Consider the following 12,735-nt stretch of genomic DNA (forward strand, 5'->3'; position numbering starts at 1 on the left):
ATAGCACTCCTTCAAAATTTAACTAGTGCCGCAAGGCGTCTCCTGGATCACGTTCTCGGCCGTGTGGGCACCCGGTTGTGCAGCTTTGAAGGAAGCTGACGCTAAACCGGCGGCGCGGTGGTGACGTGATGTGCCAGACTCCGGCCTCGTGGAACACGTGCAACTCACCGCCGCCGACCTGTTGCTGCGCCCCTGGCGGGATGAGGACGCCCCGGCGGTCCGCGACGCCCTGCGCGACCCGGCGATCGCCCAGTGGAACCCGCAGGGCGGCGACCCGATCGATGATGAGGTCGCGCTGCTCTGGATTCGCCGCCGGGCCGACTGGTCCACCGGTGGCCATGTCTCGATGGCGGTGACCGCCGCGACCGACGGCGAACTGCTGGGCTCGGTGTCACTGCACCACATCCGCGACGGAGACGCGTCCATCGGTTACTGGACGATGCCCGCGGCGCGAGGGCGTCAGGTTGCGGTGCGGGCCGTCGTCCGGCTCACCGACTGGGCGTTCACCGACCTGCGGCTGCACCGGGTGGAGCTGTGCCACGCGGTCGCCAACCCGGCCTCCTGCCGCGTCGCGGACCGGGCCGGCTACGCGGCCGAGGGGACGCTGCGCGAGTCGTACCGTTACGGCGACGGCCGCCGCTACGACGAGCACCTGCACGCCCGCCTGGCCACCGACCCTCAGATCACTCGTTGACCTTGCGCAGGAACGCCGCGAGGGCGGCCCGGACGTGGTCGATCCTCTCCGGCAGGGGCAGCGGGTCGGGCATCGGCGGCCCGGCGTGCTTCTTCTTCCGCACGTAGAGCGAGCAGGCCAGGTCGGAGCACATGTACGTGCCCACGGAGTCGCCCTGCCGCCCACCCGGCCCGGCCTTACGGGCGGTCATCAACGAGACGCCGTCGCCGAGGTGTGTGGTCAGGCAGAGCGAGCACATGCTGCGCCGCACGCGCCCGATCTGGTGCGTCGCCGCCCGCAGCGCCACGCCGACGAGCCTGCCGTCGGGCTCGGCGAGCAGGTAGGCCCGCTGCGGTGCGGCCTGGTCCCGCCAGCCGAAGAAGTCGAGGTCGTCCCAGGGGCGCGTCCCGAGATCGTTCGGTACGGCCATCCGCTTCGCCTCACCCTGGGTGCAGTTGACGAAGGATTTGCGGATGGCGGATTCGGTCGGCTCTAACATAGGTAGTACCCTAGCTCTCCTAGGCAAACGATTATTGCAGCTAGGTTTGGGGTGTGGTGCATGGCACGTGCAGGGGTTACCGCCGAGCGCCTGACCCTGGTCGCGGCCGACCTGGCCGACGAGGTGGGCGTGGAGAACGTGACCGTTGCCGCGCTCGCACGCCACTTCGGGGTCAAGGACGCGAGCCTGTACTTCCACATCAGGAACGGGCGGGACCTGCGGGTCCGGATCGCCCTGCTGGCCCTGGCGGAGCTGGCCGACCGGGTAGCCACCGCACTCGCCGGCCGGGCCGGCAAGGACGCGCTGGTGGCCTTCGCCAACGCCTACCGGGACTACGCGAGGCAGCACCCCGGTCGGTACGCCGCGATGCAGATCGACCTCGACCCGGAGACGGCCGCTGCGAGCGCCGGTGTCCGGCACGCCGAGATGACCCGGGCCATCCTGCGCGGCTACCGGCTCTCCGAGCCGGACCAGACCGACGCGGTACGGATGATGCACAGCACGTTCCACGGGTTCGTCAGCCTGGAGCAGACCGGCGGCTTCCGGCACACCCCGCGTCCGACGGACGACTCGTGGTCCCGGACGTTGGACGCCCTCGACGCCGTCCTGACCAACTGGCCGCCACGCTGAAGTGCCGCCGCGTGACGGCATAGGCTCGGTGGCGTGGATGATCTGGAGCTGGCCGACTGGCGGGAGCGGGTCGCCCGGCTGTACCTGTCCGACGTCGACCTGACCGGGTTCCGGGCGGGGCGCGACGAACTCTTCGCGACCCACCCGCAGAGCCCGATCCCACCAGCGGAACGGGTCGGCTTCTCCGGGGTGCGCTATTTCCCGCCCAACCCCGACGCCGTGGTGGAGGCGCCGCTGCGGGCGGCCAGCGGAGAGCTGCGGATCGACACCGGCGGTCCGGACGGGGTGGTCGCGTACCGACGGGTCGCGGTGGCCGAGACACCGTGGGGGCCGCTGACCCTGTGGTGGATCGAGGCGTACGGCGGCGGCCTGTTCGTGCCGCTACGGGACGGCACCTGCGGGCGGGACACCTACGGGGGAGGCCGCTACCTCACCGACACGGTGAAGGGGACCTTCGGCCGAGGCGTCGAGCTGCTGCCCGGCGACCGCGTCCGGCTGGACGGCAACTACCTCTACAACCCGAGCTGTGCCTACGACGACCGCTGGGCCTGCCCACTGGCACCGCCGGAGAACCGCGTCGAGGTCGACATCCGCGCCGGCGAGTTGACGTACCACGACTGAACGGCCGCCCCGGCGTACTGCCGGGACGGCCGGTCGATCGTCGCTCAGCGGTTGTTCGCGGCCGGGTTGGGCATCTGCATCCGGCCCAGCAACTGGCGGGCCTGGTCGGCGAACTGCGCGTCGACCGTCACCGCGTACTGGCCGGCCCGCAGTGAGCTGGCCGAGGTGAAGTCACGCTGCCCGCCCGTCATCGCGTGTGCGACAGCGCCGAACACGGCGCCCCAGATCGCACCGATGACCAGCCCGACCAGGATCACTGCCAGCCAGTTGCCGACGGTGAAGATGCCGAACAGCAGGCCGATGAAGAGACCGAACCAGGCACCGGTGCCGGCGCCGAGCAGGCCGGCGCGGCCGGTGGTCATCCGCCCGAGCACCGACTCCACCAGGGTGAGGTTGGTGCCGACGATGGCGCTGTGTTCCACCGGGAACCGGTTGTCGGCCAGATAGTCGACGACCCGCTGTGCGGCCGGATAGTCCGGGTACGAGCCGATAGTCACGGTTGGCGGTCCGGCCTGCGGCCCGTGACCGTCACCGGCCGGTGTCGCCAAACGGCCGGCCGGCCCGGTTGGAAGCAGGTCGCCACCCTGTGCGCCGGGCCGCCATGCGGCGGTCGGCCCCGAAGCTGACGTCATGAGCATCCCCCCTCGTCAGCTTCCCGGGTTCCCGCCCATGCCGAGCGGTAACGCCAGCCAGCACGGTGAGTGCCGTGCCCGAACGGGAGGAGTGTGCGCGGGCGGCCCGGGTAGCCAGTCAGGTGGAGAGCGGACAGATCAGTGACTACGGGTTCCTCGCCGACGGCCGCAGCGCGGCGCTGGTCGACGCTGCGGGCTCGGTGAACTGGTGGTGCCCGGGCCGGTTCGACGCCCCGTCGGTGTTCGGGCGGCTGCTCGACGACGACGCGGGGCACTGGTCGATCCGACCGGAGGCCGACTTCAGTGTCGAACGCAGCTACCTGGAGGACACCCTGGTGCTGCGGACCGTCTTCCGCACCGCGCAGGGAGAGGTCGCGCTCACCGACGCGCTCGCCTTCGAGCCCGGCTCGCGAGGTCACGACATCGGGATGCACCCGCCACAGGTGCTGGTCCGCAGCGTGCAGGGACTCTCCGGTGCGGTGCCGATGCGGGTGCACTACCGGCCGCGCTTCGAGTACGGGCGCACCATCGCGTACCTGGTCGAGCGGGAGGACATGCTCGAGGCCATCGCCGGGGCCGCGCGGCTCACGTTCCGCGGCAGCGTGCGGTTGACGTGCGGCGACGAGGGCGATGCCGCAGCGACGTTCACCGTCCGCGCCGGCACGACCCACAACTTCACACTCGGGTACGCCCCGACCTACGACGCCCCACTGCCGGAGGTGCCGGACGCCGACCAGACGATCGCCGACACCGTCGCCGGCTGGCGGTCCTGGGCCGCCGAGCACGACTACCAGGGCCTCTACGCCGAGGAGGTGCGGCGCAGCGGGCTGGTGGTGCAGGGCATGACGTACCGGCCCAGCGGCGCGGTGGTGGCCTCGGTGACCACCTCGCTGCCGGAGAAGCTCGGCGGGGACCGCAACTACGACTACCGCTACGTCTGGGTGCGCGACTTCAGCCACACCCTGCGGGCGCTGTGGCGGTCGGCGTGCTTCGACGAGGTGCGGCGGCAGTTCGCCTGGTTGGGCCGGGCGATGGGCCGGGTCAGCGACCAGCCGGTGCCCATCATGTACGGGGTCCTGGGGGAGCGGGACCTCACCGAGCATCGGCTGGACCAGCTCGGCGGTTACCGCGACAGCCCGCCGGTGGTGACCGGCAACGACGCGTGGCGGCAGCGGCAGAACGACATCTACGGCGCGGCCATGGACGCCGCCTGGCTGATGCGGGACCAGCTGGAGCCGTTCGACACGGACGTCTACCACCTGCTCCGGGTGCTCGCCGATCAGGCCGAGCAGGACTGGAAACAGCCGGACGCCGGGATGTGGGAGGAGCGTGGAGTGCAACACCACCACGTGTCCTCCAAGGTGGAGTGCTGGGTCGCACTGGACCGGGCGGTCCGCTTCGGCGACCAGCTCGGCGGCCCGCAGGACCTGGCCCGCTGGACGGCGGCCCGGGACGAGGTGCGCGCGGCGATCCTCGAGCGGGGGTGGAGCGACCGGCTCCAGTCGTACACCGGGATTTTCGATTCCGACGAGCTGGACGCGTCGGTGCTGGTGATGCCGCTGGTGGGTTTTCTGCGAGCCGATGACCCGCGGATGCGCTCGACGGTCCGCGCGGTGGAGCGGCGGCTGTCGCACGACGGCCTGCTGCGGCGCTGGGACGGCGACCCGGCGGGCTTCGTCATCTGTTCGTTCTGGTTGGTGAGTTGTCTGGCGTTGGCCGGTGAGCGGGACCGGGCGCACGCGTTGTTCCGCGAGCTGGCTGCTCGGGTCAACGACCTGGGCCTGTTCGCCGAGCAGATCGACCAGCAGACCGGGGAGCAGTTGGGCAACTTCCCGCAGGCGTTCTCACACATCGGCCTGATCAATGCCGCCGGTGTGCTCACCGACGTCGAGCAGGACCCGACGTTGCGCGAGTGTGGGATGCCCCCGGCGCATTTCACCCCGCCGCGTCGCTGACCCGTACTTCGTCAAAGCTTGGCCGGGTTTCGATGCGTTCACGCAGTCGCGTCCCCGGGCGGGCGGCCGCGGCACGGGGGAGAATGCCTGCATGCGGTTGGTGCTCACGGCGGACACCCACGTACCGAAGCGGGCCCGGGACCTTCCCGGGCCGCTCTGGGCGGCGATCGAGGCGGCGGACGTGGTCGTACACGCCGGTGACTGGGTGGACGAGGCGTTGCTCGACGCGATGACCGCGCGGTCGCGCCGGCTGATCGGGGTGTACGGCAACAACGACGGGCCGGCGCTGCGCGCCCGGCTGCCGGAGGTGGCCCGGGTCGAACTCGACGGCCTGCGCGTCGCAGTGGTGCACGAGACCGGGCCACGGACCGGTCGCGAGAAGCGGTGTGCGGCCCGGTTCCCCGATGCCGACCTCCTGGTCTTCGGGCACTCCCACATTCCGTGGGACACCGAGGCGCCCGGCGGGCTGCGGCTGCTCAACCCCGGCTCACCCACCGACCGGCGCTCGCAACCGCACGCCACCTACCTCAGTGCCACCATCAGTGCCGGCCACTTGGCCGAGGTGGAGTTGCACCGGCTGACCCGCAGATGACCGCCGGCCACGGTGCTGGTCCGGGGCGTGATCGACTCCGCTTCCCTGATCTCGCGGTGTCCAGGACTCGCGGACACGCCATGGTCGCGGAAGCGGAGTCGACCAGTGACTACTGGCCCCGGCCCGTCTCGGCCTGGAGCTCGTCGATGCGCTTGGACGCCTCTGCCTTGGTCAGGTCGTCCGGAAGATCCGCGTTGGCCTCGCGGGCCAGCGTGTTCAGGTAGGACTCCTGAGCCGCGGTGGGCGGCTCGTCACCGGTGACCCATTCGTCCGGGTCCTTGATCGCGGCATTCTGGTCGGCCTGCTCGTTGCGGCGGTCCGTCATTGTCATCATCCTTTCTTCGAACAGGTGTGCCAGTACCCTCGTCGGTGGTGGTTCATGCGCCGCCGCCGCCACCTACGATCACCGGATGAGTGTGGACCGAACGCGCGTGGTGGTGGTCGGAGCGGGCATCGCCGGGGTGGCCTGTGCGGTCGAGCTGACCCGGGCCGGGGTGCCGGTGCAGGTCCGGGAGCGCGGCCACGTCCGTGGCGGCCGGATGGCCAGCAAACGCTTCGAGGGCCGGCCCGCGGACATCGGCGCCGCGTACTTCACCGCCAGCGACCCGGACTTCGCCGAGCTGGTCGAACAGTGGCGCGCCGCCGGGCTGGTCCGCGAATGGACCGACACGTTCCAGGCCTACGACCGGGCCGGCCGCCAGGAGGTGCCCGGGCCGATGCGCTTCGCCGCCCCGCGTGGGCTGCGCTCCCTGGTCGAACACCTGGCCAGCGAGGTGCCGGTCACCGTCGACAGGCTGGTGCTCACAGTGGAGCCCGGGCCGACAGTGGACGGCGAGTCGTGCGCGGCGGTCGCCCTGGCCATGCCGGGCCCGCAGGCCGCCCTGCTGCTCGACCCGGCCCTGACGGCCGCCACCCAGCTCGTGCAGGCGCAACGCTGGTCGCCGACGCTCGCCGCGGTGCTGCGGTTCCCGACCCGCCGCTGGCCGGACTTCCGGGGCGCGTTCGTCAACGACCACCCGGTCCTCAACCTCGTCTGCGACGACGGCGACCGACGCGGCGACGGCGCGCCGGTGCTCGTCGCGCACACCGTGCCGGAGTTCGCCGCCGGGCATCTGGCCCAACCCACCGGGGCCGGCCCGGCCATCGAGCAGGCCGTCCGGGACCTGCTGGGACTGCCCGAGCAGGCCGCCCACGTGCACGTGCACCGCTGGACGTACGCGAAGCCGACCAGCGACGCCGGCGGCGACACCTACCACCTGGACCCCGACGGGATCGGTCTGGCCGGCGACGCGTTCGGCAAGCCCCGGGTGCAGAGCGCCTGGCGCTCCGGCCGGGACCTCGGTCGTGCCCTGGTCGCCCGCCTGACCTGAGCGGCATGCCCGGGCCCCGGGGCCGCTGTCGTAGGACACTGGCCCCGGGGCGTTGACGCAGGGCTAGGCGTGCCCCGCCGCCGCGACCGGCCGGGGGTCGTCGGTGTGCCGTTCGGCGGGGTCGGAGGTCCGCTCGCCCTCCCGGTCCAGCAGTTGCATGACCGGAGTCGCCGTGATGCCGTGCACCACCACGGAGACGAGCACCACCAGCCCGACGGTTGCCCAGAGCAGCTCGGCCTGCGGGAAGTCGGCCTTCGTGGTGGCGTACGCGAGGTAGTAGAACGAGCCGACGCCGCGGATGCCGAACAACGAGATGACCCAGTGCTCGGCCGGCCGTCCTGGCGCACCGCGCAGCGACAACCAGCCGATCAGCGGTCGGATCAGGAACACCAGTGCCAGCCCGACGGCGGCCGCCGGCCAGGTCAGCGGGGTCAGCAGACCGCCCACGATCGCGCCGCCGAGCAGCAGCAACAGCACGAGGGTGAGCAGCCGTTCGACCTGCTCGGCGAAGTCGTGCAGCACCGAGTGGAACTCGTGGGTCCGCTCGGCGGCCCGGATCGCCCGGGCGGCCACGAACACCGCCAGGAAGCCGTACCCGCCGACCACCTCCACCAGCCCGTACGCCAGGAACGTGGCGGCCAGCGCCAGGAAGCCCTCGGCGTGGCGGGCCAGCCGCAACTCGCTGGGCGCGCGGAAGAACAACTTGCCCAGCAGCCAACCGATGAGAAGCCCACCGCCGACGCCGACGCCCACCTTCCAGAGCACGTCCACCGTGAACCACTCGGCGAACCAGTCGCTCGGGGCGAGACTCGTCGAGGCGATGGCGATCGCGGCGTACACGAACGGAAACGCCAGGCCGTCGTTGAGACCGGCCTCGGAGGTCAACGCGAAGCGGACCTCGTCCTCGGAATCCTCCACGTCGGTCGGTTCGCCCACCTGCACGTCGGCGGCGAGCACCGGGTCGGTCGGGGCCAACGCGGCACCCAACAGGAGTGCGGCGGCCGGCACCAACCCCGCCCACCACCAGCCGAGCAGGGCCACCGCCGCGATGCACAGTGGCATCGCGATCGCCAACAGCCGCCAGGTGGACGACCACCGTCGCCAACTCAACGGCCGGTCAATCTTGAGCCCGGCGCCCATCAGCGCGACGATCACCCCGATCTCGGTGAGGTGGGTCGTCAACTCCGGGTGGGCCAGCGGATCCGGTGTCGGTAGCCCCACCGGCAGCAGGAACACCAGCATGCCGAGGGCGAGGAAGGCGATCGGCATGGACAGTGGACGCTGCTCCAAGACCCGCGGGAGGATGCCCGCGAGCAGAGCGCCGAGGCCCACCAGCGCGAACGCCACATCTACCGGCTCCACGGCACCACCTTTCAGCCCGCACCCGCGAGGTGCGGGCAGGTGGTGACAGACCATGCCCCGCAGGGCCGGTCGCTATGCGCGGACGGGTGGGTGAACCCGAGTGATCCTCACCGGGGTCGGGTGAGCGGCGAGTCCGCCAACTCGCCCAGCAGGGCGGCCGGGTCGTCGTACACCGCCACCGCGCCGGCGCCGGCCAGCTCGCCCCGACTGGTGCCGCCGCAGGTCAACCCCACGCAGGGGATGTTCAACTTGCCGGCCGCGACGACGTCCCACACCGAGTCGCCGACGAAGACCACCCGCTCCGCGGCCAACCCGGACTGCTCCAACGCGGCGACCAGGATGTCCGGTGCGGGCTTGCTCTGCTTCGCGTCCGCCGAGGAGGTGACAGTGTCGATCACGTCGTCAACGCCCAGTGCCCGACGGAGCGCGCCGACCTCGGGCTCCGAGGCGGAGGTGGCGAGCACCACCCGCAGCCCTCGCTCGGCGCAGGCGCGCAGCAGGTCCGCCGCCCCGGGCAGCGGCGTGAGTCGTTCCCAGTACTCGGCATAGAGGGTGTCGTGCGCGTCGCGCAGCTTCGTGTCGGCGTCGCGGTCCCGCTCCGGGCCGAGCAGGTGATCCAGGAGTTTGTCGGAACCCATCCCGATCGACCGGTGCACCATCGCCATCGGCACCGGCTGATCGGTCTGCCGCAGTGCCTCCCACCAGCTCACGGTGTGCAAATAGGTGGTGTCTACCAGGGTGCCATCGACGTCGAAGAAGACTCCGGCGGGCTCGTCGGTACGCATGGGCGTCCTCCTACCCTTCGGGCTCTCAGGAATGCGCGGCTGGCGGCGTGAGGATCTCGAACCAGACCGTGGAGCCGCGGACCGACGGGTCGGTGCCCCAGGCGTCGCTGAGCTCCTCGATCAGACCGAGCCCGCGCCCACGACTGCTCAACGTGTCGGTGCGGGCCCGGGTCACGGTGCCCCGGGTGCCGGAATCGGCGACCGAGACCAGCAGCCGCTCGGGGCTGAGGTCGATCTCCACCCGGGCGGCGGTGCCGGCGTGCAGCAGCGCGTTGGTCGTCAGCTCGCTGGTGCACAGCACCGCCGCACCGATCACCGACTCGGGCACCTGCCACTCGGTGAGCTGGCCGGTCATCCAGTGCCGGACCCGGCTGGGGGCGGTCGGCTCCGCGGGCACCTCCATGCTCGCCGAGCGACTCGGCTTGAGTGCGTGCTCGACCGCCAGCACGGCCACGTCGTCCTCGGTGCCGCCCGGAACCGCGGCGGTGGCCACCGCGCAGAGGGCGCGTGGGTCGCCACTGCCGGCCTTCGCGACGGCGTCACTGAGGGTGGTCAGCCCGGCGGTCAGGCTCTGCCGGCGACGTTCCACCACCCCGTCGCTGAACAGCAGCAGGGTGTCGCCCGGGCGGAACTCGACAGTCGTGGTGCCCGGCCGGCCGCCCAGACCGAGCGGGGGCCCGGCGGGGACGTCCACGTACTCGGCGTGGGAGCGGCCCTCCGGGTCGCCCCGGCGGATGAGCGGGGCGGGGTGGCCGGCGCTGGCCAGGGTCAGCTGCCGCCGCTCCGCGTCGATCACCCCGAACACGACGGTGACGAACAGCTCGTGGGTGCCGGCCTCCACGCCCAGGCTGGTCACCAGCCGGTCCAGCCCGGCCAGCACCGCGTCCGGTGCCGGGTCGGACAGGGCCAGCGCGCGCAGCGCGGCCCGGACCTGCCCCATCCGCGCGGCGGCCTGCACGTCGTGCCCGGCGACGTCGCCCAGCACCACGCCCAGCGTGCCGTCGGGCAGCAGGAACGCGTCGTAGAAGTCGCCGCCGGCCGCGTTGCCGTCGACCCCCGGGTCGTAACGGGCCGCGATCCGCAGCCGGGGCAGGTCTGGCAGGTGCTCCGGCAACATGCTGCGCTGCAACAACTGGGCCGTGCCGTGCTGGGTCTCGAAGCGGCGGGCCCGCTCCGCGGCTTGGCCGATCAGCTCGGCCGAGGCGGCCAGCAGTGCCCGCTCGGCGGGCGACCAGGTGTGCGGGACCTGGTAGCCGACCGCCAGCCCGCCGCGCACCACCGAGGTGCCCAGGGGCAGGGCCGCCATCGAGCGGATCTTCTGGTCGTGGCGGTCCACAGCGGTCTCCCGCAGCGGTTGCCCGTCCCGAACGAACGACGGGCCGCCGGAGCGCGCCGCCTGCACCACCGGGGCCGACCAGTCCGCCGGAGCGCGTCGCCAGAGCGGGGGAAGTCGCTCGTCGGCCTCGTCCAGCAACTCGCCACGGACCCGGCGCACCATGCGCCAACCGCCACCGCCCTCGTCGACCGCGAACGAGACCTGGTCGGGGTCGAACGTGGTGATCGCGTAGCGCAGCGCCACCCGGGCCACGTCGTCGAGGGTGAGCGTGCCGGCGAGCGCCGCAGCCACCTCGCTGAGGCTCTGCAACTGCTCGGTGACGTGGGTGGTCTCGGCCGCGACCGCCAACACGCCGACGATCTGCCCGGCGCTGTCGCGCACCGGCGAGTAGCCCCGGGTGAAGACCGCCTGCTCCACGGTCGGGGAATACCCACGAACCAACGGCAGGGTGGACTCCTTCTCCAGGAACGGCTCGCCCTGCCGGTAGCTGCGCTCGATCACCTCACCCACGCCGGGCAGCGCCCAGATCTCCGCGAACACCTCCGCTGCCGGGCGGCCGAGGGCGCTCGGGTGCTTGGTGCCCAGCAACTCGGCGTAACCGGCGTTGTAGAGCAGCACGAGGTCGTCGCCGTACGCCAGCGCCATCGGCATCGGCGAGGCGAGGATCAGCTCGACCACGACCCGGATCGCCATGTCCCAGCTCTCGGGCGGGCCCAGCGGGGTGTCGGCCCAGTCGTGGGCGAGCACGGCAGCGGCCGCACCGGAGCCGGTGGGTGCACCCGGGCCCGGGGTTGCTGGCATGGGGACTCGCCCGACCGTTCCTGGCATGTCCGCAGCCTAGTCGGCCGACCGGAAAAGGCATCCGATCATGGCCGTGGGCTGTCACGCCCCAGGTCGCGGTGGCCGTTCGGGCAGTTCAGGGCCCCTGTTCGGCAGCTTGTCGCAAAAAACGCGGCGCTCTGCGCGGAGTGCCGCACCGGTAGCCGGGTATGCGCCCGGCGCAGTCCATGCGACAGGAGGGACATCATGCTGAAAACCCTCGCGGTCCGGCAGGCCGACATCGGCGATGCCATCGCCGACACCTGGAGGTCGGTGCTGCTCTTCATCCCGAAGGCAGTGGCCTTCATCGTCATCCTCGTGGTCGGCTGGCTCATCGCCAGAGCCGTCCTCAAGATCGTGGATACGGTGCTGGAACGGGTGCACTTCGACCAGGCCGTCGAACGTGGCGGCATCAAACGGGCCCTGGAGAGAACGAAGTACGACGCCAGCGACATTCTGGCCAGACTGGCGTACTACGCCGTACTGCTGTTCACGCTGCAGTTCGCCTTCGGAGTCTGGGGGCCCAACGCGATCAGTGACCTGATCAGCGGCGTGGTGTCCTGGCTGCCACGTGCGTTCATCGCGATCGTCATCGTGGTGGTGGCGGCTGCGATCGCCAACGCTGTCCGGGATCTGGTCACCGGGGCGCTGGGCGGGCTCTCGTACGGCAAGGTCCTGGCCGACCTGACGGCGATCTTCATCATCGCTCTCGGCGTGATCGCCGCGCTGAACCAGGTGGGTATCGCCACCACGGTGACCACTCCGGTGCTGATCGCGGTGCTCGCCACTGTGGCTGGCATCCTGATCGTCGGCGTCGGTGGCGGCCTCGTGAAGCCGATGCAGAAGCGCTGGGACGGCTGGCTGGACCGGGCCGCCCAGGAGGCCCGGGCGGTGCAGCAGCAGCGTCAGGCCACGGCGGCCGGACGGAGCGACGTGGAGCGGCAGATGGCCGACCGCGGGGGCGACCGCACCCAGGCGATGCCTCGGGTGGACGAAGCCCAGCAGTACCGCTCGTAAGGGTTCGTAACGGTACGGCGGTGGGGAGGGTGTTCCGCGTACGGCGCGGGGTGCCCTCCCCGCGCGCGTCAGGCCCCGTCGAGCGAGCGGGCCATCGCGCAGACCGCGAGCAGTCGGGTGAGCAGCCATTCCGGCTCGCTCCAGTCGACCGGCCCACCCGGCGGCGTCCACCCGTGCTCCAGGGCAGCCTCGCGGACCCCCTCGGCATAGCCGGCGAGCGCCGCGGCGGTCAGCGGTTGACGGTCCCCGTCGAGGCTGTCCCGGACGGCGGCCGCGTGCTGGTCGACGAGGGCCAGCAGCCCCGGTCGCGCCGCGGCGGCGGTCAGCCCGACAGTGCCGATGGAGACGGTGAGGGCGGCCAGGGTGGACCGCGCCGAGTCGACGGCGGTACGGGAGGCGACCCGGTTGAACGGCACACGCATGGTGACCGAGGCTAACCGACCG

14 protein-coding genes are annotated in these 12,735 nt (G+C 71.8%); 7 read left to right on the forward strand and 7 right to left on the reverse strand.

What is annotated here, in order from left to right; genetic code table 11:
• Window positions 1–148 precede the first annotated feature (148 nt).
• On the forward strand, window positions 149–694 hold the full coding sequence (locus KBX34_RS02625; protein ID WP_210923058.1) for a GNAT family N-acetyltransferase: 546 nt from the start codon (window positions 149–151) through the stop codon (window positions 692–694).
• Here KBX34_RS02625 and KBX34_RS02630 read toward each other — a convergent pair.
• Entirely contained in the window at window positions 684–1,172 is a 489-nt protein-coding gene (locus tag KBX34_RS02630) for an FBP domain-containing protein (protein ID WP_210923060.1), read from the reverse strand. The genes KBX34_RS02625 and KBX34_RS02630 overlap by 11 nt on opposite strands.
• A 60-nt stretch (window positions 1,173–1,232) precedes the next feature.
• Between KBX34_RS02630 and KBX34_RS02635 the strand changes: the two genes are divergently transcribed.
• Complete coding sequence (locus tag KBX34_RS02635) at window positions 1,233–1,802, forward strand: TetR/AcrR family transcriptional regulator (protein ID WP_141908733.1); 570 nt, start codon at window positions 1,233–1,235, stop codon at window positions 1,800–1,802.
• A 33-nt stretch (window positions 1,803–1,835) separates the two neighbouring features.
• On the forward strand, window positions 1,836–2,423 hold the full coding sequence (locus KBX34_RS02640; RefSeq protein ID WP_099852079.1) for a DUF1684 domain-containing protein: 588 nt from the start codon (window positions 1,836–1,838) through the stop codon (window positions 2,421–2,423).
• 44 nt (window positions 2,424–2,467) lie between these two features.
• Here KBX34_RS02640 and KBX34_RS02645 read toward each other — a convergent pair whose 3' ends face one another.
• Window positions 2,468–3,055 carry a general stress protein gene (locus KBX34_RS02645; protein WP_141908734.1) on the reverse strand — a complete coding sequence of 196 codons (588 nt, stop codon included), beginning with the start codon at window positions 3,053–3,055 and terminating at the stop codon, window positions 2,468–2,470.
• Between the two features lie 122 nt (window positions 3,056–3,177).
• On the opposite strand from KBX34_RS02645, the gene KBX34_RS02650 reads away from it, so the two are divergent.
• Entirely contained in the window at window positions 3,178–5,010 is a 1,833-nt protein-coding gene (locus KBX34_RS02650; RefSeq protein WP_210923166.1) for a glycoside hydrolase family 15 protein, read from the forward strand.
• Window positions 5,011–5,101: 91 nt separating this feature from the next.
• Window positions 5,102–5,602, forward strand: coding sequence for a metallophosphoesterase (locus KBX34_RS02655; RefSeq protein WP_210923062.1), 501 nt, complete (start codon window positions 5,102–5,104; stop codon window positions 5,600–5,602).
• A 109-nt stretch (window positions 5,603–5,711) separates the two neighbouring features.
• On the opposite strand, the gene KBX34_RS02660 is transcribed toward KBX34_RS02655, so the two are convergent.
• Window positions 5,712–5,927 (reverse strand): DUF3072 domain-containing protein, encoded by a 216-nt coding sequence (locus tag KBX34_RS02660; protein ID WP_172861994.1) that lies wholly within the window; start codon window positions 5,925–5,927, stop codon window positions 5,712–5,714.
• 106 nt (window positions 5,928–6,033) lie between these two features.
• On the opposite strand from KBX34_RS02660, the gene KBX34_RS02665 reads away from it, so the two are divergent.
• The gene (locus tag KBX34_RS02665; RefSeq protein WP_210793151.1) at window positions 6,034–6,972 is read left to right on the forward strand and encodes an NAD(P)/FAD-dependent oxidoreductase; all 939 of its coding nucleotides are present in this window, start codon (window positions 6,034–6,036) and stop codon (window positions 6,970–6,972) included.
• A 63-nt stretch (window positions 6,973–7,035) separates the two neighbouring features.
• Here the strand turns inward: KBX34_RS02665 and KBX34_RS02670 are convergent, their stop codons facing one another.
• The 3 genes from KBX34_RS02670 to KBX34_RS02680 form a co-directional block, all read right to left on the reverse strand.
• Window positions 7,036–8,334, reverse strand: coding sequence for a cation:proton antiporter (locus tag KBX34_RS02670; protein WP_088947311.1), 1,299 nt, complete (start codon window positions 8,332–8,334; stop codon window positions 7,036–7,038).
• A 107-nt stretch (window positions 8,335–8,441) separates the two neighbouring features.
• Window positions 8,442–9,119, reverse strand: a complete 678-nt coding sequence (locus KBX34_RS02675; RefSeq protein ID WP_088947312.1) for an HAD family hydrolase — start codon at window positions 9,117–9,119, stop codon at window positions 8,442–8,444.
• Between the two features lie 25 nt (window positions 9,120–9,144).
• Window positions 9,145–11,283, reverse strand: coding sequence for a SpoIIE family protein phosphatase (locus KBX34_RS02680; RefSeq protein WP_210793116.1), 2,139 nt, complete (start codon window positions 11,281–11,283; stop codon window positions 9,145–9,147).
• Window positions 11,284–11,481: 198 nt separating this feature from the next.
• Here KBX34_RS02680 and KBX34_RS02685 point away from each other — a divergent pair, with 198 nt between their 5' ends.
• Window positions 11,482–12,291: a hypothetical protein gene (locus KBX34_RS02685; protein ID WP_099852092.1), complete on the forward strand. Its 810-nt coding sequence runs from the start codon at window positions 11,482–11,484 to the stop codon at window positions 12,289–12,291.
• Window positions 12,292–12,359: 68 nt separating this feature from the next.
• On the opposite strand, the gene KBX34_RS02690 is transcribed toward KBX34_RS02685, so the two are convergent.
• A complete protein-coding gene (locus tag KBX34_RS02690) occupies window positions 12,360–12,713 on the reverse strand; it encodes a DUF6401 family natural product biosynthesis protein (protein ID WP_088951611.1) in 354 nt (117 codons plus the stop codon).
• Window positions 12,714–12,735 lie beyond the last annotated feature (22 nt).

The organism is Micromonospora sp. M61, from assembly GCF_018070245.1.
In the GTDB taxonomy this organism is placed as follows: Bacteria; Actinomycetota; Actinomycetes; order Mycobacteriales; family Micromonosporaceae; genus Micromonospora; species Micromonospora zamorensis.